The following is a 22,496-nucleotide window of genomic DNA, read 5'->3' on the forward strand; positions in this document are numbered from 1 at the left end:
GCGTTATCACTCTTTTGCAAACCGGGTGGAAACCAGCCCGTAGACGGCCACCTGGGAAAACCAAACCCACCACCCGGCCCACAGGTTGTGAGAGAAAAAATGTGCCCCGCGCATCACCTGACCGAAGCCCATCGCCAGACCCAGCAGCACGCCGAGGGCAACAAAGCTCCAGGCGAGACGTGGACGCTCGCGCCAGAAGGCAAAAAACAGCCCCATCACCATAAAACCGCTGGAGGCATGGCCGCCGGGGAAACAGCGCCCCGGACCGCTGTCTGTCGGGACGGCGCTAAACAGGGGGTAAGACATCGCCTTCCCGCCATACTCCACCAGATCCCACGGGCAGCTGTGGTGGCTAATGCTTTTCAGTACGCCCACTACCAGCGCGCCAAGCCCCATCAGCAGCGCCGCCGTAACCAGCCTGGCGTTACGTTTGTAAGCGCCGTAAAGCAGCGCCACGGCACCTAAGGCGATGGCGATGTACTTCGCCAGACGATGGTTGAGCAAATCCAGCAGGTGGTCTTTCTGCAGCGGGAAGCTCTGCGTCGCCGCGTCATACCAAAAACCGGTGATCCATCTGTCGAGCGCTTCATCGCGCGAAAGCCACGTAAACACCACGGCAAGGACTAACAGCACGAAAAGCTGATAACCATAAAAGCGGGAGGGTAAGCGGTAAAGTCGTTTTGTCTTATTTGTCTGTAAGTTAGACAATTCTGAACGGCTGGAAGTGAGTGCCATAATTTGGGATCGTTGACGAGTAATCGGGCTATCATAAATCTGTCAACTTAAGGAAACCTTAAACGAAGACGATATGTGCTTTATTTCTGTTTATCCTCGATAAATCACTATCTCGGGCTGCGGCATTTCATTACACTCGTCGCGATTTTGTCATTTTAAAGAGATTGCATGTTAAACCGTTCTTCTTCTGGTTCACGTCTGGGTCGTCAGGCGTTGCTTTTCCCCCTGTGTCTGGTGCTCTACGAATTCTCCACCTATATCGGCAACGATATGATCCAGCCCGGCATGCTGGCCGTTGTGGAGCAGTACAACGCGGGAATTGAATGGGTGCCGACCTCCATGACCGCCTATCTGGCTGGCGGCATGTTTTTACAGTGGCTGTTAGGGCCGCTGTCGGATCGTATTGGCCGCCGTCCGGTGATGCTGACCGGCGTGGTGTGGTTTATCGTCACCTGCCTCGCTACGCTGCTGGCGCAAAACATTGAGCAATTTACCCTGCTGCGTTTCCTGCAGGGGGTGAGCCTGTGCTTTATCGGTGCCGTGGGGTATGCCGCCATTCAGGAGTCGTTTGAAGAGGCGGTGTGTATCAAAATTACCGCGCTCATGGCAAACGTGGCGCTGATTGCCCCTTTACTCGGGCCGCTGGTGGGCGCCGCGTGGGTACATGTTGCGCCCTGGGAAGGGATGTTTATCCTCTTTGCGGTTCTCGCCGCTATCGCGTTCTTTGGCCTGCACCGCGCAATGCCGGAAACGGCGACCCGTCTGGGTGAAAAACTCTCGCTCAAGGAGCTGGGCCGGGATTACAAAGAAGTGCTGAAGAATGGCCGCTTTCTGGCGGGGGCGCTGGCGACCGGGTTCGTGAGCCTGCCGCTGCTGGCGTGGATTGCGCAGTCTCCGGTCATTATCATCAGCGGTGAAAAGCTCAGCAGCTACGAGTACGGTCTGCTGCAGGTGCCGATTTTTGGCGCGCTGATTATCGGTAACCTGGTGCTGGCACGTCTGACGTCACGCCGCACCGTGCGTTCACTGATTATTATGGGTGGCTGGCCGATTGCTGCAGGGCTGATTCTGGCCGCGGTGGCGACCGTTGCGTCATCCCACGCTTATCTGTGGATGACGGCGGGGCTCAGCCTTTATGCATTCGGGATTGGCGTGGCGAACGCCGGGCTGGTGCGCCTGACGCTGTTTGCCAGCGAGATGAGTAAAGGCACGGTGTCCGCGGCGATGGGTATGCTGCAGATGCTGATTTTTACCGTCGGTATCGAGGTGAGCAAGCACGCTTACGCGATGGGTGGCAACGGTCTGTTCAGTCTGTTTAACCTCGCCAACGGCGTGCTGTGGGTTGGCCTGATGATGGTGTTCCTGAAGGACAAACGCGTCGGCAACGCCCTGCAACCGTAATCTGTTTATTCCCTCTCCCACAGGGAGAGGGTTAGGGTGAAGGCACCAGACCGCACGATATCAATTAAACGGTGCCTCCCCGTTCAACACCTTCTCAATCACATCCAGCACACCTTCCTCGTTATTATGCGGCGCTTCAAACCGCGCCACTGCTTTAATATGCGGTCTGGCATTCGCCATCGCGAAGCTGAACCCGGACTGACGCAACATCTCCACGTCGTTGCCGCTGTCACCGAAGGCAACCACTTCACTGTCCTCTATGCCCCAGCGCTGTTGCAGGATCCGCAGACCGTTGGCTTTGTGCACGCCGGGGATAATCAGGTCGATACTGCCGTGGCCGGTTGTCACGGGCACCATAATGTCGTTAAGCTTTTCATGCAGCATCGCCTGGATGCGCGGAATTTCATGGTCTGACACGTTCAGCCCAAACTTGAAGAAAATGTCGTTCAGGTTGTCGAAATCACTCACCATTTCGAGCCGGTGATAGTACTTCGAGGCGATATCCTTAAAGTTATCGTCATAGCATTTCAGCGTATAGGCGCTGTTTTTTCCGCAGGCGATAATCTCAATGCCCGGAACGTCGTTTAATACATTTGCGACGGTCTCGAAATGGGCTTTCGACAATTCACCGTTAAAGACATCCTCTCCGGCGCTCACGACCCAGCCGCCGTTCTCAGCGACGAACGCAATTTCATGCGCAATCTCCGGGAAAAAGGAGATCAGCTGGTAGTACTGGTTGCCGCTGGCGACCACGAAGCGAATGCCTTGCGCCTTCATACGGGCGTACTGCGCCAGAAAGCGCGGGCGGTTATAGATCTTGGCATCGCTCAGGAATGTGCCATCCATGTCGACGGCGATCAGTTTAACGCTCATATCCCTTCTCCAGTGTCGTTTGTTTCGTTTCCGGCTTTGCCACCGCGCGCGCCACCAGCGCTGCGATGATCACCAACCCTAACACCACCAGCATGGCGCTGCGCAGCCCGTAGTGTTCACCCAGGAAGCCGAGCAGCGGCGGCCCCACCAGGAAGGCGAGGTAGCCCGTTGTCGCCACCACGCTGACGCGCGTCGGGGCATCGGGCCCGGTGTCGCTGGCGGCGGAAATGGTCAGCGGGAAGCCGAGTGACGCCCCCAGTCCCCAGAGGATCACCGAGACGCCGGCAATCCAGTCCACGTCCACAAAGATGATCATCGCAATTCCCAGGCCACCCAGCAGGGCGCTGGCGCGCACCACCGCCACGCGGCTGTAGCGGTCGATAAACCAGCCGCCGGTGAAGCGCCCGACGGTCATCCCCAGCGTAAACCCGGCGTAAATCAGCGAGCCGGAGGTCGGGCTAAAGCCGTGACCGTCCACCATCAGCAGCGGGAGCCAGTCGTTGGCGGAGCCTTCTGCAAACGCCATCGCCAGTACCACCACGCCGATCAGCATCAGCTGGAAATCGCGGTAGAAGGGGAGTCCTTTTTCGGCTGACGAGCGTTCGTCAGTGGAGTTATTACCGGTGCCGTCCGGGATGGCCCGGATGCCGGTGAGGATCGGAATGATGCACACCAGCGCCGCCAGCAGGATATGCAGATTGGCGGTCACACCCGTGGCCGTCAGCGCCATCCCCACGCCCGCACCGGCCAGCGTACCGAGGCTATAGAAGCCATGCATCATGGGCAGCACGGTTTTGTTCATCTCACGTTCGACCTCCGCCCCTTCAACGTTGATGGCTACCTCCGCAGAACCGAAGCTGCCGCCAAATACCGTCAGCCCCAGCGCGAACAACACCGGCGAGGCAAACCACAGCGCGATGCTCAATACCACCATCCCGAACACCGCGCAGCACATGGTGGTGCGGATCACTGCTCGCGTACCAAAGCGCTTCACCAGCCATGCGGAACAGAGAATGCCGCTCATGGAACCGATCGACAGGCCGAACAGCACGATGCCCATCTCAGCCGTAGAGACAGACAAAATATCGCGAATGGCGGGCGTGCGCGTGGCCCAGGAGGCCATCAGCAGACCGGGAATAAAGAAGAACATAAACAGCGCCCACATGCGGAGCTGCAGGGTTTTACCGGGAGATGTCAGCGTCATTGGGGTAGCACCAGAAGTACAACAATAGCGACAACACTAGCAAGTTTGTGTACATTTGTACACAAACCACGTGAGGAATTTATGAGCAGACCACCGAACGATCCGCATCGCCGGGAGAAGATCCTGCAGGCAACACTCGATACCATTGCCGAGCACGGTATTCACGCCGTCACGCACCGTAAAATCGCCGCCTGCGCGGGCGTGCCGCTGGGGTCGATGACCTACTATTTCGACGGTATGGAGCCACTGCTGGAGGAAGCGTTCACATGGTTTACGCAACAGATGTCGCAGCAGTATCGGGATTTCTTTGCGGGCGTCACCGGGCCTGAAATGGCCTGCGAGTCCATCACCACCCTGATCCACAGTTCGCAGGTGACGACGCCGCACAACATGGCGCTGATGTACCAGCTTTACGCCTTTATGCACCGCAGCGCGGCGCTCAAAACGGTGATGCAGGACTGGATGAAGATGAGCCAGACTACGCTGGAGCAGTGGTTCGATCCGGTTACCACCCGCGCGCTGGATGCGTTTATCGAAGGGATGACGCTGCACTATGTCACCGACCGTGCGCCGCTAACCCGGGACGAGATTCGGGCGATGGTGGGGAGGATTGCGGGTGAGGGAAACGCTTAGACATCGCTCGTTAAGCCTGGCATTACGTATGCCCACGTTTAGAAAAGCTGGATAACGGGCTTTGGTTATACTTTGTTGGGGTTAATTTAAGGCAACAAAAAACCCATCAACCTTGAACCAAAACGGCGGGGTTGATGGGCTCCACAAATTGGGGACATCAAAGAAAAGCAGTGGCACTAGTTATGACTGCCCCCTGATAAAAAAGTTCTGCGCGTAACAAAAATTTTTTCATTACGCGCAAACTTCAGAGTTATCCGAGTCCTGGCCAGATGATGATGATCAGCGTACCTGCCAGCGTCAGCAGTACGTTGGCGATAGCGTAGGTGCCTGCATAGCCCAGCGCCGGGATGTTGCTGCGCGCGGTGTCGCTGATAATTTCCATGGCCGGCGCACAGGTACGCGCCCCCATCATTGCTCCGAAGAGCAGGGCGCGGTTCATGCGCAGCACGTAGGCACCAAACAGGAAGCAAATCACCACCGGCACCAGGCTGACGATAAGGCCGGAAACCAGCATCTGCCAGCCCACGGCACCCAGGCTGTGTCCAATGCCGCTTCCGGCGCTTAAGCCGACACCCGCCATAAACACCATCAGACCGAACTCTTTTACCATGTTCAATGCGCCCTGAGGAATGTAACCGAACGTCGGATGGTTCGCTCGCAGGAAGCCCAGCATGATCCCGGCAAACAGCAGACCGGCGGCGTTACCAATGCCGAAACTGAAGTTGCTGAACTGGAAGGTGATCATCCCGATCATCAGGCCCACAATAAAGAAGGCGCAGAAAGCCAGCAGGTCAGTGACCTGGCTGTGAATGGAGATAAAGCCGATGCGGTCGGCAACGGTTTTTACGCGTCGCGCGTCGCCGCTGACCTGCAAAACGTCGCCTTTGTTGAGCACGACGTTGTCGTCGATGGGCATCTCAATCTGGCTGCGGATTACACGGTTAAGGAAGCAGCCGTGGTCGGTCAGCTTGAGCTGCGCCAGACGACGGCCAACGGCGTTATGGTTTTTCACCACGATCTCTTCGGTGACGATGCGCATGTCGAGCAGATCGCGGTCGAACACCTCTTTGCCGTTTCGGAAGCTTGGGTCGAGACGGGCGTGCGCGTCCGGGTAACCCACCAGCGCGATGTCGTCGCCCATCTGCAGCACCGCGTCACCGTCCGGGTTCGCCAGAATGCCGTTACGGCGGATACGTTCGATGTAGCACCCGGTCTGGCGGTAAATCCCCAGCTCGCGAAGATTTTTCCCGTCTGCCCATGCCACCAGCTCAGGTCCGACGCGGTAGGCGCGGATCACCGGGAGGTAGACTTTACGTTTGCTGTCGGTATCCAGCCCGCGCTCACGGGCGATTTGCTGGGCACTGGTCTGCAGATCCTGATGCTGCAGTTTTGGCAGATAGCGCGCGCCGACAATCAGGCTCACCAGACCAATCAGATAGGTCAGGGCATAGCCCAGGCTCAGGTGGTCGAGCGCGGTCGAAAGCTGTGCGCCAGCCATGCCCGAATGGCGCAGGGTATCGCCTGCACCTACCAGCACTGGCGTAGAGGTCATGGAGCCTGCCAGCATACCGGCCGTTAACCCGATATCCCAGCCAAACAGCTTACCCAGCCCTAAGGCGATCAGCAGTGCGCTGCCGACCATCACCAGCGCCAGCATCAGATAATTTTTGCCGTCGCGGAAGAAAATCGAAAAAAAGTTCGGTCCTGCTTCCACGCCAACACAAAAAATAAACAACATAAAACCTAAGTTGAGCGCGTCCGTGTTAATGCTGAAGTGCTGCTGGCCTAATAATAAGGAGACGACTAAAACGCCAATGGAATTACCGAGTTGAACCGATCCCAGGCGCAATTTACCCAGGCAAAGACCCAGCGCCAGTACCACAAATAATAACAGGATGTAATTCCCATTTAACAAGTCTGCGACGTTTATATTCACGGAGGCTAACTTCTTGTTTACCAGTAAGTTGTTGAATGAAAGGACTTTTTGGGCTACTGTTTTCTGGGTCAGGGAAAGGCGTTAACGCTCCCTGTTTCCTGCTTTATTCCCTAAAACATTAGCTGGCGTGTAGTTTAATCGCATTAGCTACTGACAGCTACTGATTATCGCATCACCCTGTGCGTACTTTGGCAAGGATTGCCGCATTGCTTTATCTGACTGGGCGTCTACCCGACGAAAGTGTATTTGATAGAGATAAGTCAGGAGGATTGTTTGAATATGAAACGAAACTGGGCGGGGGTGATCAGCTGCTTTTTGCTGTTCACGGTCGTATGCATGTCGCTCGCATTTAATGTGAAGGGCGCATTCAGGGCGTCCGGGCATCCGGAGCTGGGGTTGCTCTTCTTCACGCTACCGGGAGCCGCCGCCAGTTTTCTCTCCCGTAAAGGGGAAGTGGTGAAACCGTTACTGGGGGCGATACTTGCAGCGCCATTATGTCTGCTGCTAATGCGCCTGCTGTATGTTTCAACGCGGAGTTTCTGGCAGGAGCTGGCGTGGTTGCTAAGTGCCATATTCTGGTGCGCCCTTGGCGCGCTCTGCTACCTATTTGTGCGCAGCCTGATTCAGCACCGACGGCACCACAAATAAAAACGCCCTCAGTGTGAGGGCGTCCTTTCATTACTGCTCGGCAAACAGGCCAAGATGTTCTTTGGCGTAGGCTTCAAAGTCGGTGCAACCGCCGATGTGTTTCTGATCGAGGAAGATCTGTGGGACGGTTTCAACCGGCTTACCGACTGTTTTTTCCAGATCGGCTTTGGTGATGCCTTCCGCGTGGATGTCCACATAGCGGAAATTGAAGTCATCGCGTTCTGCGGTCAGTTTCTCTGCCAGCTCTTTTGCGCGCACACAGTAAGGGCACCCTGGACGACCAAAAATTACTGCAAACATTTCTCTCTCCTCAAAAAACAAGCCTGACGGCGAATGACACGTATAGTGCCCCATAACCTGTCGTCATTAAAGAAGGTTTCGCCTGTCGTTATAATACCTATGAGCTATGTTTCGCCAATTACACCGTGCAGATCATTGCCTATACTGGCTGCCATACGTTTTAAGCAAGCAAAGAGAGAGAAGATGACACCCACGATTGACCTGCTCCTTTCCCATCGTTCCATTCGCCACTTCACCGATGAGCCGATCACCGAGGCGCAGCGTACCGCCATTATTAACAGCGCAAGGGCGACCTCCAGCTCCAGTTTCCTGCAGTGCAGCTCCATTATTCGCATTACCGACCCGGCGATGCGTGAACAGCTGGTGACGCTGACCGGCGGGCAGAAGCATGTGGCCCAGGCCGCCGAGTTCTGGGTATTTTGTGCCGACTTTAACCGCCATCTGCAGATTTGCCCTGAAGCGCAACTGGGGCTGGCCGAACAGCTGCTGCTGGGCGTCGTGGATACCGCGCTGATGGCGCAAAACGCCTTTACGGCGGCGGAATCGTTGGGACTAGGCGGGGTCTATATCGGCGGGTTGCGTAACAACATTGAAAGCGTCACCGAACTGCTGAAGCTGCCAAAACATGTACTGCCGCTGTTTGGCCTCTGCCTCGGCTGGCCGGCGGATAATCCGGATCTGAAACCGCGTATTCCTGCGGCAATGCTGGTGCACGAGAACCACTACCAGCCGGTCGATCGTGATGTCCTGAATCACTATGATGAAGAGCTGGCGAATTACTATCTGACGCGTGACAGCAATAACCGCCGCGATACCTGGAGCGACCACATTCGCCGCACCATCATTAAAGAAAATCGCCCGTTTATTCTCGATTATCTGCATAAACAGGGCTGGGCGACGCGATAGTCCATTCTGTATGATATGAAGGCTTTTTCCATGTCTTCAGAGAGGTGCAGGGTGAAAATTGCCATATTGTCCCGGGATGGAACGCTCTATTCATGTAAACGCCTGCGAGAAGCGGCGGCAAAACGCGGACATCAGGTTGAGATCCTTGACCCGATGTCCTGCTATATGAACATCGACCCCGCCGCTTCATCTATACACTACAAAGGCCGCAAGCTGCCGCATTTTGATGCGGTGATCCCGCGTATCGGCTCCCAGATCACCTATTACGGCACCGCCGCGCTGCGCCAGTTTGAGATGCTGGGCAGCTATCCGCTCAATGAATCCGTGGCCATTTCCCGCGCCCGCGACAAGTTGCGCTCGCTGCAGCTGCTCGCCCGTCAGGGGATCGATCTCCCCGTTACCGGAATAGCCCATTCGCCGGACGACACCAGCGATCTGATCGACATGGTGGGCGGCGCGCCTTTAGTGATCAAGCTGGTAGAAGGCACGCAGGGTATCGGCGTGGTGCTGGCGGAGACGCGGCAGGCTGCAGAAAGTGTGGTCGACGCCTTTCGGGGACTGAATGCGCACATTCTGGTGCAGGAGTATATCGAAGAGGCGAAAGGGCGTGATATTCGCTGTTTCGTGGTCGGAAATGAAGTGGTGGCGGCCATTGAGCGTCAGGCCAAAGAGGGCGATTTCCGCTCTAATCTTCACCGCGGCGGCATAGCGAGAGTCGCTGATATTAGCGATCGCGAGCGGGACATTGCCGTAAAAGCCGCGCAAACGTTGGGGCTGGACGTGGCGGGCGTTGACCTCCTGCGGGCGACGCGCGGGCCGCTGGTCATGGAGGTGAATGCCTCACCGGGGCTGGAAGGCGTGGAAAAAACCACGGGGGTCGATATTGCAGGTAAAATGATCACATGGATCGAGCGTCATGCCACGCCGGGCTACTGTCTGAAAACGGGCGGTTAAATGGCATTGAACGCACTTTTTGCGTAATCTATGCGAAGTTTTTATTAGAGAGGCTGCACCGCGATGGATTTACAGGTCGTACCAACACTGGATACGTTACGTCAATGGCTCGATGATGCCGGTATTACGTTCTTTGAATGTGATTCCTGCCAGGCGCTGCATCTGCCTCATATGCAAAATTTCGACGGTATTTTTGATGCCAAAATCGATCTGATTAACGACGTGATCCTTTTCTCCGCGCTGGCCGAAGTGAAGCCGTCTGCGCTACTGGCGCTGGCCTCCGACCTGTCGGCCATCAATGCCAGTTCTTTGACGGTGAAAGCATTTCTCGATATACAGGATGATAATCTGCCAAAACTGGTCGTTTGCCAGTCTTTATTCTCCGGGGCAGGGCTCTCCTTTAAGCAGTTCGCCTGGTTTATGCGCTTGAGTGAAGAGCAAATTTCCATGGTCATGATGGAAGCCAATGCACACCATCTGCTGTATAGCGCGGAAGATGATGCAGAGAATAATGATGCATCTCCCAATTTTCTTCACTAAGGCTGCCTGACTTTTGCGCAGTCGCTGCCATGGCGGCTGCATTAGGCCATTTTTTCTGCTGCTTTTAACCTTTCTTTAAAGAATTTTTCACCTCCCCAAAGGCCGTTTCGGCTTATCACGTAGACTAAACCTGCATAAAAAATTGATAAAAGGCGTTTTTTCGTCTGGGCTATAGCCGGAGACACGGGCTACAGTTATTCTTGCGATGCTTCAAAAAGCGAGCGGATCCTGCCGGGTAAAGAGGTTTCTTTTTATTTTGAGCAGAGCGACAAACTATGCATGATTTTTGCATATATCCAGATTGGACAGTTTTAGTTCGTTTGTTAACGAGCTTTCAGAAGGAATAACACTATGATCGCCTTGAATAAAAAATGGTTATCGGGTCTGGTTGCGGGTGCTCTGATGGCCGTCTCTGCCGGCACGCTCGCTGCGGAACAAAAAACGCTGCACGTTTATAACTGGTCTGACTATATTGCGCCGGATACCGTGGCCAATTTTGAGAAAGAGACCGGCATTAAAGTGGTCTACGACGTTTTCGATTCCAACGAAGTGCTGGAAGGAAAACTGATGGCAGGCAGCACCGGGTTTGACCTGGTCGTGCCTTCCGCGAGCTTCCTGGAGCGTCAGCTGACCGCGGGTGTCTTCCAGCCACTGGACAAGAGCAAATTACCGAACTGGAAAAACCTCGATCCAGAAGTCCTGAAGCTGGTGGCTAAGCATGACCCGGATAACAAATACGCCATGCCTTACCTGTGGGCGACCACCGGTATCGGCTACAACGTGGATAAAGTCAAAGCGGCGCTGGGCCCGGACGTCAAGCTGGACAGCTGGGACGTGGTGCTGAAGCCGGAAAACCTTGAGAAGCTGAAAAGCTGCGGCGTCTCTTTCCTGGACGCGCCAGAAGAGATTTTTGCCACCGTGCTGAACTACCTGGGCAAAGATCCGAACAGCAACAAGGCGGATGACTACACCGGTCCGGCGACCGATCTGCTGCTGAAGCTGCGTCCAAACATTCGCTATTTCCACTCTTCCCAGTACATCAATGACCTGGCGAACGGTGACATCTGCGTTGCGATTGGCTGGGCCGGGGATGTGTGGCAGGCGGCGAACCGCGCGAAAGAGGCGAAAAACGGCGTGAATGTGTCCTACTTCATCCCGAAAGAGGGGGCGCTGGCCTTCTTCGACGTCTTCGCGATGCCAGCTGATGCGAAAAACAAAGACGAAGCGTATCAGTTCCTTAACTACCTGATGCGTCCGGACGTGATCGCCCACATCAGCGACCACGTTTATTACGCCAACGGTAACAAGGCTTCCGTGCCGCTGGTGAGTGAAGCGATCCGCAGTAATCCGGCAATTTATCCGCCAGCGGACGTGTTCGCCAAGCTCTTCACCCTGAAAGTACAGGATCCAAAAATTGACCGCGTACGTACCCGTGCGTGGACCAAGGTGAAAAGCGGTAAGTAACCCTTTGTCACAGGCCGGGCAAGCGAAGCGCCCCCGGCAACAGGCGCACCGTTCTGGTGCGCCTGCACCATGATTTGATTTCTGCCGGAGAGCACCCCGTGAATGACGCGATCCCCCGCCCGCAGGCGAAAGTCCGTAAAGCGCTGACCCCGCTTCTTGAAATTCGTAACCTCACCAAATCTTTCGATGGCCAGCATGCCGTGGACGACGTCAGCCTGACTATCTATAAAGGTGAAATATTCGCGCTACTGGGCGCATCGGGCTGTGGCAAATCAACCCTGCTGCGTATGTTAGCCGGTTTTGAACAACCCACGGCCGGGCAAATCATGCTTGATGGCGTGGATCTCTCCAGCGTGCCGCCGTACCAGCGCCCGATTAACATGATGTTCCAGTCCTACGCACTGTTCCCGCACATGACGGTGGAGCAGAACATCGCCTTTGGCCTGAAGCAGGATAAATTGCCAAAAGCCGAAATCACCGCGCGCGTGGCCGAGATGCTGAGTCTGGTCCACATGCAGGAGTTCGCGAAGCGTAAACCGCACCAGCTTTCAGGCGGCCAGCGCCAGCGCGTGGCGCTCGCCAGAAGCCTGGCAAAACGCCCGAAACTGCTGCTGCTCGACGAGCCGATGGGGGCCCTGGATAAAAAACTGCGTGACCGTATGCAGCTGGAAGTGGTGGATATTCTTGAGCGCGTCGGCGTGACCTGCGTAATGGTGACCCACGACCAGGAAGAAGCCATGACCATGGCCGGACGTATTGCGATCATGAACCGCGGGAAGTTTGTGCAAATTGGCGAGCCGGAGGAGATTTATGAGCATCCGACCACCCGCTACAGCGCCGAGTTCATCGGTTCGGTCAACGTCTTCGAAGGGCTACTGAAAGAGCGTCAGGAGGATGGCCTGGTCATTGAATCGCCGGGTCTGCAGCATCCGCTCAAGGTCGATCCTGACAGCGCCGTGGTGGACAACGTGCCGGTCTACGTCGCGCTGCGTCCGGAGAAGATCATGCTCTGTGACGATCCGCCAGCCGATGGCTATAACTTCGCCGTGGGTGAAGTGGTGCACATTGCTTACCTGGGCGATTTGTCTATCTATCACGTGCGTCTGAAAAGCGGTCAGATGCTGAGCGCCCAGCTGCAAAACGAACATCGCTACCGCAAAGGTCAGCCGACCTGGGGCGACGAAGTGCGCCTGTGCTGGGATGCTGACAGTTGTGTCGTGCTGACGGTATAAGGAGCGGCCAATGAGTACACTTGAACCTCCAGCCCGCGCAGCCAGCTGGCTGACGCGCCTTAAGATGAAGCACGGCCGCAAGCTGGTGATTGCCATGCCTTACGTGTGGCTGATCCTGCTGTTCCTGCTGCCATTCCTGATCGTTTTCAAGATCAGCCTGGCGGAGATGGCGCGGGCGATCCCGCCGTATACCGACCTGTGGGAGTGGGCAGACGGGCAGCTGACGCTGACCTTAAACCTCGGTAACTACCTGCAGCTCACCGAGGACCCGCTCTATATTGAAGCCTATCTGCAGTCGCTGCAGGTGGCGGCGATCTCGACGCTCTGCTGTCTGGTGATGGGCTACCCGCTGGCGTGGGCCGTGGCGCACAGTAAACCCTCGACGCGTAATATCCTCCTGCTGCTGGTGATTTTGCCGTCGTGGACCTCATTCCTGATCCGCGTTTACGCCTGGATGGGGATCCTGAAAAACAACGGCGTGCTGAATAACGTCCTGATGTGGCTTGGGGTTATCGATCAGCCGCTGACGATCCTGCACACCAACCTCGCGGTTTATATTGGCATTGTGTATGCCTATCTGCCGTTTATGGTTCTGCCGATCTATACGGCGCTGACGCGGATAGATTACTCGCTGGTGGAAGCCTCGCTTGACCTCGGTGCGCGTCCGCTGAAAACCTTCTTCAGCGTCATTGTCCCGTTGACCAAAGGCGGGATTATCGCCGGGTCGATGCTGGTCTTTATTCCGGCGGTAGGGGAGTTTGTGATCCCGGAGCTGCTCGGCGGGCCGGACAGCATCATGATTGGCCGCGTGCTGTGGCAGGAGTTCTTCAATAACCGCGACTGGCCGGTGGCGTCTGCGGTGGCGATTATCATGCTGCTGCTGTTGATCGTGCCGATCATGTGGTTCCACAAACATCAGCAGAAACAGATGGGAGACCACGGATGAATAACTTACCGGTAGTGCGCTCTCCGTGGCGAATTGCGATCCTGGCGATCGGCTTTACCTTCCTGTATGCGCCGATGCTGATGCTGGTGATCTACTCGTTCAACAGTTCCAAACTGGTGACGGTCTGGGCGGGCTGGTCGACGCGCTGGTACAGTGAGCTGTTCCACGACGATGCAATGATGAGCGCGGTAGGGCTGAGCCTGACCATCGCCGCACTGGCGGCAACGATGGCCTCTGTTCTGGGCACCATCGCCGCGCTGGTGATGGTGCGTTTCGGCCGTTTTCGCGGTTCGAACGGCTTCGCCTTTATGATCACCGCGCCGTTGGTCATGCCGGACGTGATTACCGGCCTTGCGCTGCTGCTGCTGTTCGTGGCGCTGGCGCATGCCATTGGCTGGCCGGCGGATCGCGGCATGCTCACCATCTGGCTGGCGCACGTCACGTTCTGTACCGCCTATGTCGCCGTGGTGATCTCCTCGCGTCTGCGCGAGCTGGATCGCTCGATAGAAGAGGCGGCGATGGATCTCGGCGCGACCCCGCTGAAGGTCTTTTTCATCATTACCCTGCCGATGATCATGCCGGCGGTGATCTCCGGCTGGCTGCTGGCATTTACCCTGTCGCTCGACGATCTGGTGATCGCCAGCTTTGTCTCCGGCCCGGGGGCGACAACGCTGCCGATGCTGGTCTTCTCCAGCGTGCGCATGGGGGTTAACCCGGAGATCAACGCCCTGGCCTCTATCATCCTCGGCGTGGTCGGAATTGTCGGATTTATTGCCTGGTATTTGATGGCGCGCGCGGAAAAACAGCGCGTGCGTGATATCCAGCGTGCAAGACGCGGCTGAAGCATTTAAAATTTCCAGTGATGTGCCGCGTATCACGCGGCACTGTTTTTCAGGGAAGTAAAACATTGGGATTATTAAAAAAATCACGGCTTACGCACGCTCGTCCTAACGTTCCTGCGCTGGTACAGGTGGCGGCGCTCGCCATTATTATGATCCGCTGCCTGGACGTGCTGATGATTCTGAATACCCTGGGCGTGCGCGGTATCGGTGAATTCATTCACCGCAGCGTGCAGACGTGGAATCTGACGCTGGTTTTTCTGAGCAGCCTGGTGCTGGTGTTCATTGAGATCTACTGTGCGTTTTCGCTGGTCAAAGGGCGCAACTGGGCGCGCTGGGTCTATCTGCTGACGCAGGTGACCGCCGCCAGCTACCTGTGGGCCGCCTCGCTGGGGTATGGCTATCCCGAACTGTTCAGCATTGCGGGCGGATCAAAACGCGAGATTTTGCTCGCGCTGTTTTTGCAAAAACTGCCGGATATGCTGGTGCTGTTCTTCCTGTTCGTGCCTGCGTCCAGTCGACGGTTCTTCCTGTTGCAATAATGTGTATAATCGCAGCCCCCGTTATTCTTAAGGTTTTCATATGCAGTGCGCACTCTATGACGCCGGACGCTGCCGCTCCTGTCAGTGGATAGAACAGCCGGTCTCTCAACAACTCACCGCCAAAATGGCCGACCTGCAACAGCTGCTGGCTGAACACGCGGTGGGGGAGTGGTGCGCACCCATCAGCGGACCGGAGCAGGGCTTTCGCAACAAAGCCAAAATGGTGGTCAGCGGCAGCGTCGAAAAACCGCTGCTGGGGATGCTGCACCGCGACGGCACGCCGGAAGATTTAACCGACTGCCCGCTGTATCCCGCGTCGTTTGAACCCGTCTTTGCCGCACTCAAACCGTTTATTGCGCGGGCAGGGTTAACGCCCTACCACGTCGCCCGCAAGCGCGGCGAGCTGAAATATCTCCTGCTGACGGAAAGCCAGCTAGACGGCGGCATGATGCTGCGTTTTGTGCTGCGCTCGGAAGCGAAGCTGGCGCAGCTTCGTGCGGCGCTGCCGTGGCTGCAGGCGCAACTGCCGCAGCTTAAGGTCATTACGGCAAACATACAGCCGGTGCACATGGCGATTATGGAAGGGGAGAAAGAGATCTTCTTCACCGAACAGCCTGCGCTGGCCGAAAATTTCAACGGCGTACCGCTGTGGATCCGCCCGCAAAGCTTCTTCCAGACCAACCCGACCGTCGCGAGTGCGTTGTATGCCACCGCCCGTGACTGGGTTCGGGCGTTAAACATTCATCATATGTGGGATCTGTTCTGCGGCGTGGGCGGTTTCGGCCTGCACTGCGCCACGCCTGAAATGCAGCTGACCGGGATTGAGATCTCGGCCGAAGCGATTGCCTGCGCGAAACAGTCCGCCGCCGGGCTGGGGTTAACGAATCTCCACTTCCAGGCGCTTGACTCTACCCAGTTCGCCACCGGCCAGGGCAATGTGCCGGAACTGGTGCTGGTCAACCCGCCGCGACGGGGCATCGGAAACGCACTCTGCGATTACCTGAGCCAGATGGCACCGGATTACATCGTCTACTCCAGCTGCAATGCGCAGACCATGGCGAAAGATATCGCCAGCCTGCCGGGCTACCGCATTGAACGCGTTCAGCTTTTCGATATGTTCCCGCATACCGCGCATTACGAAGTGTTGACCTTGTTAACCCGTAGGCCGGGTAAGGCGTAGCCGCCACCCGGCAAGAACCCGGCACAATGTTCAACAAAATGTGAACTCTTCCCCCGCTCGAAATCAGGTAAGCTTACGTCATAAGAAATGATTGAAGGCTGACCCATGAAGCACATCCTGCTGGTGGAAGACGACCACGATATCGCGGCGCTTCTGCGACTCAATTTAGAAGACGAAGGCTACGCCATCACCCACGAGCCCGACGGGGGCAACGCCCTGCAGCGCCTGGAAAAACAGCCGTGGGATGCGGTGATCCTCGACCTGATGCTCCCGAACGTTGACGGGCTGGAGATTTGCCGACGCATCCGTCAGATGACGCGCTACCTGCCGGTCATCATCATCAGCGCCCGCAGCAGCGAAACCGACCGCATTACCGGGCTGGAAACCGGTGCCGATGACTATCTGGCTAAGCCGTTTTCGGTGCAGGAGCTGATTGCCCGCATTAAAGCGCTGTTCCGCCGTCAGCAGGCGATGGGGCAGGCACAAACGGACGGGCAAATTCAGGCGCACGGTTTGACGATCGATCCGCTGGCGCGCAGCGTCCTGCTCCACGGACAGGTGGTGGATCTCACCCCGCGCGAATTCGAACTGCTTTACTTCTTTGCCCGCCACCCTGGCGAAGTGTTTTCCCGTCTGGCGCTGCTGGAGCAGGTCTGGGGTTATCAGCACGAAGGCTATGAGCATACCGTCAACACCCATATCAACCGCCTGCGCATCAAGATTGAGAAGGACGCTGCCGAGCCGGAAATCGTTCGCACCGTCTGGGGTAAGGGATACAAATTTGCGGAGCCAACGCCTGATGCGTCGCTTTAGCCTCAGCCAGCGCCTGACGCTGCTGTTCATTCTGCTGATGATGCTCTGCGCCACCGTCGCCTGCGCGGTACAGCTCTACACCAGTACGCAATACGGCAACGCCATGGTTCAACGGTTGTCGGGCGGACTGGCGCAGCAGATCGTCCAGCGGGAACCGATTCTCGACGCGCAGGGCAGGGTTGACCGCAGTTCGCTGAAACCGCTCTTTGACCGTCTGATGACCTTTAATCCGAGCGTGGAGCTCTATGTTGTCTCACCCGACGGCGACATCCTGGCCGATGCCGCCCCGCCGGGCCATATTCAGCGGCAAAAAATCGATCTGGCACCGGTTCAGACCTTCCTGAGCGGCACCGCCATCCCGGTACTCGGCGACGATCCGCGCAGCCAGAACAAAAAAGTCTTCAGCGCCACGCCGCTGCGTCAGGACGGCGAGCTTAAGGGCTACCTGTACATTATTTTGCAGGGCGAGGAGTCGAATGCGCTGGCGGACATGGCCTGGCATAAGGCGCTGTGGAGCACGGTGCTCTGGTCATTGCTGTGGGTTGCACTGTTCGGCCTGCTGGCGGGATTACTGGTCTGGTACTGGGTGACGCGTCCGGTTAAACGCCTGACGGAAGAGGTCACCGGGCTTGAGCAGGACAGCATTAGCGCAATCAGGCTGCTGGCAGCAGAGCCGCCGGACGTCGCGGCCAATGACGAAGTGGCACGCCTGCGCAACAGTTTTATCGAGCTGGCGCGCAAAATCACCCGCCAGTGGGATCAGCTGGCCGACAGCGATCGCCAGCGCCGGGAGTTTATCGCCAATATTTCGCACGATCTCCGCACGCCGCTGACCTCTCTGCTGGGTTATCTGGAAACGCTATCGCTGAAATCCACCACGCTGACGCCTCAGGAGCACCAGCAATATCTCGCCACCGCCCTGCGTCAGGGGCAAAAGGTACGCCATCTTTCCCAGCAGTTGTTTGAGCTGGCGCGTCTTGAACATGGCGGCATTAAACCGCAGCGCGAGCGTTTCGCGATGGCGGAGCTGATTTCCGACGTGGCGCAGAAGTTTGAGCTCACTGCCCGCACGCGAGAGGTCAATCTGCATATTGACGTGCCTGGGCCGTTGCCGCTGGTCAATGCCGATGTATCAATGATCGAGCGCGTGGTGACCAATTTGCTGGATAACGCAATGCGTCATACGCCGACCGGCGGGGAAATTCGTCTGGCGGTCTGGCAGGAGAATGAACAGCTTCAGGTCGAAGTGGCTGACAGCGGTACGGGCGTGGATGCGTCGCTGCGCGACGATCTGTTCCAGCGGCCTTCGGCGTTGAACACTCAGGCCTCGCGGGAGAACCGCGGCGGGTTAGGGCTGTTAATCGTCAAACGGATGCTGGAGCTGCACGGCGGTGGAATACGGCTGATGGAGTCGGTGAGTGGGGCACGATTCAGGTTCTTTGTGCCGTTGTGAGAATTGCCGGGTGGCGCTGTGCTTATCCGGCCTACAAAACCCCCCTCGTAGGCCGGGTAAGGCGAAGCCGTCACCCGGCAAAACACCTTACTGCGGGAACCACTGCTCGCGGATTTTCTGGTACGTACCGTCAGCTTTAATCGCTTTCAGCGCGCCGTTCAGTTTTGCAAGCAAGGCTTTGTTATCCGGACGTACCGCGATGCCGAGGCCGGTACCGAAGTACTGTGGATCGGTCACTTTCTCGGTCGCCGTGCCCAGCTGCGGGTTGGTTTTCAGCCACTCGTTGACCACGGCGGTATCGCCGAAGACGCCATCAATACGGCCATTTTTCAGGTCGATAATCGCATTCTGATAGCTGTCATAGGCCACGGTTTTCACTTCAGGATGTTTGTCCTGCAGGTATTTCTGGTGCGTGGTGCCGTTTTCCATCCCGATGCGTTTGCCTTTCAGCTCGTCGAAGGACTTATACGCCCCTTTCTTCGCAATCACTACCGCCGAGTTGGCGTAGTACGGGTCGGTGAACGCTACCTGCTTGCTGCGCTCTGGGGTGATGTCCATTCCGGAGATTACCGCATCGTATTTTTTGAACTTCAGCGATGGGATCAGGCTGTCAAAGGCGTGGTTGGTAAAGGTGCAGTCGGCCTGCATCTGTTTGCACAGCGCTTTCGCCAGGTCGATATCGAAACCGACGATCTGGTTGCTGGCATCCAGCGATTCAAACGGCGGATAGGTGGCGGACACGCCAAAATTGATTTTATCCGCTGCGGATGCGCCTGCGGCGAACGTTGCCAGTAATGCGGCCAGAACTAACTTTTTCATGGTAATGCTCCCGTCTGTCTTATTGATGCGCCGTGTCTGCGGCCTGGATGTACAATGCCAGTTAATGAATTTATATGCAATAAAAATGATTAAATATTGTTTTTATGGCACAAAAAAGCGGATAACCAGAAAGTTATCCGCATTGATTAATCACATTTATGCACTTCTTGCCGGGTGGCGCTGCGCTTACCTGGCCTACGATCTGCGCTCAAACGCTAAAGCTTTACGCTCAATCAGGCGCATCATCAGCGTTAACAGGCCGTTCACGACCAGATACACCACGCCCGCCGCGCCGAAGACCATCACGTCATAGGTGCGTCCATACAGCAGCTGTCCGTGGCCCATCACTTCCATCAGGGTGATGGTATAGGCCAGAGAGGTACTCTTGAACACCAGCACCACTTCGTTGGAGTAAGAGGAGAGCGCACGCTTAAAGGCGTACGGCAGCAGGATCGCCAGCGTGTCTTTCTTGCTCATGCCGAGCGCCCCACAGGACTGCCATTGCCCTTCCGGGATGGCACGAATCGCGCCGTAGAACAGCTGGGTGGTATAGGCCGCGCTGTTCAGGGAAAGGGCGATCAGGGCGCACAGCCACGGCTCAGAGAGCAGATGCCAGATAACCGGATATTCCTGCAGCGACGGGAACTGTCCCGGGCCGTAGTAAATCAGGAAGATCTGCACCAGCAGCGGCGTACCGGTAAACAGGGTGATGTAGCCGCGCACAATCCATACCAGTACCGGCGTTTTCAGCGTAAGGACGATGGTGAAGATGAGCGCCAGGATCAGCGCCACGATAATGGACGCCACGGTCAGCGTCAGGCTGGTATGCAGCCCTTTCATGAGCTCCGGGAAATATTCAAGCATCAGCCTGGTCTCCGTTCAAAGCGCGTCGCCCGCAGGTCAATACGCTTGAGGATGTACTGACTGAGCAACGTGATCACCAGGTAGATCGCCGCCGCCACAATGTACCAGGTAAAGGGCTCCTGAGTACGGGTGGCGATGCTTTTGGTTTGCAGCATCAAATCGTTAACGCTGATCAGGCTCACCAGCGCGGTATCTTTCAGCAGCACCAGCCACTGGTTACCAAGGCCCGGCAGGGCATGGCGCCACATCTGCGGCATGACCAGACGGAAGAAGATCGCTGATTTCGACATACCCAACGCCTGACCCGACTCCCACTGCCCCTGCGGCACGGCTTTCAGCGCACCGCGCAGGGTTTGCGACGCGTACGCCGAGTAGAGCAGGGAGAGGGCAATCACACCGCACAGGAACGGGCTGACGTCGAAGTTTTCAATCTGCATCTGCACCGGGATCTGCGCAAAGCCAAGATTGACAGTGAAGCCATCCGACAGCGTAAGCAGCAGCTGCGAGGAGCCGAAATAGATAAACAGGACCACCAGAATTTCCGGTAGTCCACGCAGCACAGTGACCAGCGCGGAGCCTGTCCAGGCGACGGGGAACCATTTCGCGGACTCCCACACCGCAAAGAACATCGCCAGCACCAGGCCGATAATCAGTGCGCAAACGGCAAGGCCGACGGTCATCCCGGCGGCGCTTGCTAAAGGAAAAATTTCATTCATCAGGAATTACTTCTGGAACCATTTTTTGTAGATGGTTTCGTAGGTGCCGTCTTTCTTCACTTTTTCCAGCGCAGCGTTGAACTTCTGCTGCAGCTCAGTGTTGCCCTGACGAACGGCAATCCCCAGACCGGTACCGAAGTAGTCCTTATCGGTCACTTTGTCGCCTACTGGCGCCAGTTTATCGTTCGCTTTCAGCCACTCGGTCACGACCGCGGTGTCGCCAAAGACGCCGTCAATACGACCATTTTGCAGATCCAGCTTCGCGTTCTGGTAGCTGTCATACGGAACGGTGGTGATTTCCGGATGCTTATCCATGATGAATTTCTGGTGCGTGGTGCCGTTCTGCACGCCCACTTTTTTGCCTTTCAGCTGATCAACAGAGGTGAATTTCCCTTTCTGACCAATGAACAGCGCCGAGTTGTCGTAGTAAGGGGTCGTAAACAGCACCTGCTTTTCACGCTCAGGGGTGATGTCCATACCGGCCATGACGGCATCGATACGGCGGAACTTCAGGCTTGGGATCAGGCTGTCAAACGCCTGGTTGCTGAAAGTGCAGGTCGCATCGATCTCTTTGCACAGGGCGTTTGCCAGGTCTACGTCAAAGCCAACAATTTTATTGTTTGCATCAATGGACTCAAACGGAGGGTAAGACGCTTCCGTGGCAAAACGAATGGTCTGGGCTGCGGTAGCGGAAAGGGTAACGCCAGCAAGCAGCACGGCAAGTAATACTTTTTTCATTATATTTCCCCTGACACAATCAATGAGATAAATAGTTTTTGAAGGCATCGGTTTGCGGGTTAGCGAAGCAGCTCGCATCACCTTGCTCAACGATATACCCGTTTTCCATGTAGACCACACGGCTGGCGGTTTTACGCGCCACTTCCACTTCGTGGGTAACGATGACTTGCGTGATATTGGTTTCCGCCAGCTCACGAATAATGCTGACGATCTGAGCGGTGATTTCCGGGTCCAGCGCCGCGGTCGGTTCATCAAACAGCAAAACCGCCGGTTCCATCATCAACGCACGGGCAATCGCCACACGCTGCTGCTGACCACCCGAAAGATGCAGCGGATAACGGTCACTGTAAGGCTTAAGGCGCAGACGCTCCAGCAGCTTTTCGGCACGGCCGATGGCCTGATCCTTACTTAACCCCAGCACGCGGCACGGGGCTTCAATCAGGTTTTGCAGCACCGTCAGATGCGGCCAGAGATTATATTGCTGGAAGACCATGCCGACGTTTTGACGCAGCTCGCGAATCGCTTTATCAGACGGCGTTTTCGCGAAATCAAAATGGTTACCGGCAATCGCCAGCGTACCTGAACGGGGCATTTCAAGCAGATTAAGGACACGCAGAAGGGAGCTTTTACCTGCACCGCTTGGGCCAAGCAAAACCAGCGTTTCGCCTTCCGGGCAGTTCAGCGTGATGTCAAACAGCGCCTGGTGTGCGCCGTAGAAGCAGTTAATGCCGTTTAGTTTAATACTCATCGGGGCAGTCTT

General features: G+C 56.4%; 24 protein-coding genes. 14 read left to right on the forward strand and 10 right to left on the reverse strand.

The window, feature by feature from the left end; genetic code table 11:
* Positions 1–6: 6 nt before the first annotated feature.
* The gene (locus tag G0034_RS07040; RefSeq protein WP_023332498.1) at positions 7–735 is read right to left on the reverse strand and encodes a phosphatase PAP2 family protein; all 729 of its coding nucleotides are present in this window, start codon (positions 733–735) and stop codon (positions 7–9) included.
* Positions 736–903: 168 nt separating this feature from the next.
* On the opposite strand from G0034_RS07040, the gene G0034_RS07045 reads away from it, so the two are divergent.
* Positions 904–2,136 carry an MFS transporter gene (locus tag G0034_RS07045; RefSeq protein ID WP_014883144.1) on the forward strand — a complete coding sequence of 411 codons (1,233 nt, stop codon included), beginning with the start codon at positions 904–906 and terminating at the stop codon, positions 2,134–2,136.
* Between the two features lie 60 nt (positions 2,137–2,196).
* Here the strand turns inward: G0034_RS07045 and G0034_RS07050 are convergent, their stop codons facing one another.
* Positions 2,197–3,009: a Cof-type HAD-IIB family hydrolase gene (locus G0034_RS07050; RefSeq protein ID WP_179120661.1), complete on the reverse strand. Its 813-nt coding sequence runs from the start codon at positions 3,007–3,009 to the stop codon at positions 2,197–2,199.
* Complete coding sequence (locus G0034_RS07055; protein WP_179120662.1) at positions 2,999–4,213, reverse strand: MFS transporter; 1,215 nt, start codon at positions 4,211–4,213, stop codon at positions 2,999–3,001. The genes G0034_RS07050 and G0034_RS07055 overlap by 11 nt, the downstream gene beginning before the upstream one ends.
* A gap of 81 nt (positions 4,214–4,294) precedes the next feature.
* Here G0034_RS07055 and G0034_RS07060 point away from each other — a divergent pair, with 81 nt between their 5' ends.
* Complete coding sequence (locus tag G0034_RS07060; protein ID WP_014883147.1) at positions 4,295–4,846, forward strand: TetR/AcrR family transcriptional regulator; 552 nt, start codon at positions 4,295–4,297, stop codon at positions 4,844–4,846.
* A 250-nt stretch (positions 4,847–5,096) separates the two neighbouring features.
* On the opposite strand, the gene G0034_RS07065 is transcribed toward G0034_RS07060, so the two are convergent.
* Positions 5,097–6,782, reverse strand: coding sequence for an aspartate:alanine antiporter (locus tag G0034_RS07065; RefSeq protein WP_014169303.1), 1,686 nt, complete (start codon positions 6,780–6,782; stop codon positions 5,097–5,099).
* A gap of 279 nt (positions 6,783–7,061) precedes the next feature.
* On the opposite strand from G0034_RS07065, the gene G0034_RS07070 reads away from it, so the two are divergent.
* On the forward strand, positions 7,062–7,430 hold the full coding sequence (locus tag G0034_RS07070) for an inner membrane protein YbjM (RefSeq protein ID WP_014883148.1): 369 nt from the start codon (positions 7,062–7,064) through the stop codon (positions 7,428–7,430).
* 30 nt (positions 7,431–7,460) lie between these two features.
* Here the strand turns inward: G0034_RS07070 and G0034_RS07075 are convergent, their stop codons facing one another.
* Complete coding sequence (locus G0034_RS07075) at positions 7,461–7,730, reverse strand: GrxA family glutaredoxin (RefSeq protein WP_014883149.1); 270 nt, start codon at positions 7,728–7,730, stop codon at positions 7,461–7,463.
* Positions 7,731–7,913: 183 nt separating this feature from the next.
* On the opposite strand from G0034_RS07075, the gene nfsA reads away from it, so the two are divergent.
* The 11 genes from nfsA to G0034_RS07130 all read left to right on the forward strand — a co-directional run bounded on the left by nfsA (position 7,914) and on the right by G0034_RS07130 (position 18,599).
* On the forward strand, positions 7,914–8,636 hold the full coding sequence (gene nfsA / locus G0034_RS07080) for a nitroreductase NfsA (RefSeq protein WP_014883150.1): 723 nt from the start codon (positions 7,914–7,916) through the stop codon (positions 8,634–8,636).
* 51 nt (positions 8,637–8,687) lie between these two features.
* Positions 8,688–9,590 (forward strand): 30S ribosomal protein S6--L-glutamate ligase, encoded by a 903-nt coding sequence (rimK, locus tag G0034_RS07085; RefSeq protein WP_032628797.1) that lies wholly within the window; start codon positions 8,688–8,690, stop codon positions 9,588–9,590.
* A 63-nt stretch (positions 9,591–9,653) separates the two neighbouring features.
* Positions 9,654–10,130 carry a YbjN domain-containing protein gene (locus G0034_RS07090; protein ID WP_003858385.1) on the forward strand — a complete coding sequence of 159 codons (477 nt, stop codon included), beginning with the start codon at positions 9,654–9,656 and terminating at the stop codon, positions 10,128–10,130.
* A 351-nt stretch (positions 10,131–10,481) separates the two neighbouring features.
* Positions 10,482–11,594 (forward strand): spermidine/putrescine ABC transporter substrate-binding protein PotF, encoded by a 1,113-nt coding sequence (gene potF / locus G0034_RS07095; protein WP_014883152.1) that lies wholly within the window; start codon positions 10,482–10,484, stop codon positions 11,592–11,594.
* A 98-nt stretch (positions 11,595–11,692) separates the two neighbouring features.
* On the forward strand, positions 11,693–12,826 hold the full coding sequence (gene potG / locus G0034_RS07100; RefSeq protein ID WP_023336982.1) for a putrescine ABC transporter ATP-binding subunit PotG: 1,134 nt from the start codon (positions 11,693–11,695) through the stop codon (positions 12,824–12,826).
* Between the two features lie 10 nt (positions 12,827–12,836).
* Positions 12,837–13,772 (forward strand): putrescine ABC transporter permease PotH, encoded by a 936-nt coding sequence (gene potH / locus G0034_RS07105; protein ID WP_014883154.1) that lies wholly within the window; start codon positions 12,837–12,839, stop codon positions 13,770–13,772.
* Positions 13,769–14,614 (forward strand): putrescine ABC transporter permease PotI, encoded by an 846-nt coding sequence (potI, locus tag G0034_RS07110; protein ID WP_014883155.1) that lies wholly within the window; start codon positions 13,769–13,771, stop codon positions 14,612–14,614. Before potH ends, potI begins: the two co-directional genes overlap by 4 nt.
* 20 nt (positions 14,615–14,634) lie before the next feature.
* Entirely contained in the window at positions 14,635–15,153 is a 519-nt protein-coding gene (locus tag G0034_RS07115; protein WP_059372056.1) for a YbjO family protein, read from the forward strand.
* 40 nt (positions 15,154–15,193) lie between these two features.
* Positions 15,194–16,333, forward strand: a complete 1,140-nt coding sequence (rlmC, locus tag G0034_RS07120; protein WP_023336984.1) for a 23S rRNA (uracil(747)-C(5))-methyltransferase RlmC — start codon at positions 15,194–15,196, stop codon at positions 16,331–16,333.
* A 105-nt stretch (positions 16,334–16,438) separates the two neighbouring features.
* The gene (locus G0034_RS07125) at positions 16,439–17,146 is read left to right on the forward strand and encodes a response regulator transcription factor (protein WP_023332505.1); all 708 of its coding nucleotides are present in this window, start codon (positions 16,439–16,441) and stop codon (positions 17,144–17,146) included.
* Positions 17,130–18,599 carry a sensor histidine kinase gene (locus G0034_RS07130; protein ID WP_045281115.1) on the forward strand — a complete coding sequence of 490 codons (1,470 nt, stop codon included), beginning with the start codon at positions 17,130–17,132 and terminating at the stop codon, positions 18,597–18,599. The genes G0034_RS07125 and G0034_RS07130 overlap by 17 nt, the downstream gene beginning before the upstream one ends.
* An 87-nt stretch (positions 18,600–18,686) precedes the next feature.
* Here G0034_RS07130 and artJ read toward each other — a convergent pair whose 3' ends face one another.
* The 5 genes from artJ to artP all read right to left on the reverse strand — a co-directional run bounded on the left by artJ (position 18,687) and on the right by artP (position 22,484).
* Positions 18,687–19,418, reverse strand: coding sequence for an arginine ABC transporter substrate-binding protein ArtJ (gene artJ / locus G0034_RS07135; RefSeq protein ID WP_045134891.1), 732 nt, complete (start codon positions 19,416–19,418; stop codon positions 18,687–18,689).
* Between the two features lie 195 nt (positions 19,419–19,613).
* Positions 19,614–20,282, reverse strand: a complete 669-nt coding sequence (artM, locus tag G0034_RS07140; protein ID WP_014883161.1) for an arginine ABC transporter permease ArtM — start codon at positions 20,280–20,282, stop codon at positions 19,614–19,616.
* The gene (gene artQ, locus G0034_RS07145) at positions 20,282–20,998 is read right to left on the reverse strand and encodes an arginine ABC transporter permease ArtQ (RefSeq protein WP_014883162.1); all 717 of its coding nucleotides are present in this window, start codon (positions 20,996–20,998) and stop codon (positions 20,282–20,284) included. The genes artM and artQ overlap by 1 nt, the downstream gene beginning before the upstream one ends.
* A gap of 6 nt (positions 20,999–21,004) precedes the next feature.
* Entirely contained in the window at positions 21,005–21,736 is a 732-nt protein-coding gene (gene artI, locus G0034_RS07150) for an arginine ABC transporter substrate-binding protein ArtI (RefSeq protein ID WP_008500032.1), read from the reverse strand.
* Positions 21,737–21,755: 19 nt separating this feature from the next.
* Complete coding sequence (gene artP, locus G0034_RS07155) at positions 21,756–22,484, reverse strand: arginine ABC transporter ATP-binding protein ArtP (protein WP_014883163.1); 729 nt, start codon at positions 22,482–22,484, stop codon at positions 21,756–21,758.
* Positions 22,485–22,496: the final 12 nt, after the last annotated feature.

The organism is Enterobacter sp. T2 (genome assembly GCF_010692925.1).
Taxonomy (GTDB): domain Bacteria; phylum Pseudomonadota; class Gammaproteobacteria; order Enterobacterales; family Enterobacteriaceae; genus Enterobacter; species Enterobacter kobei.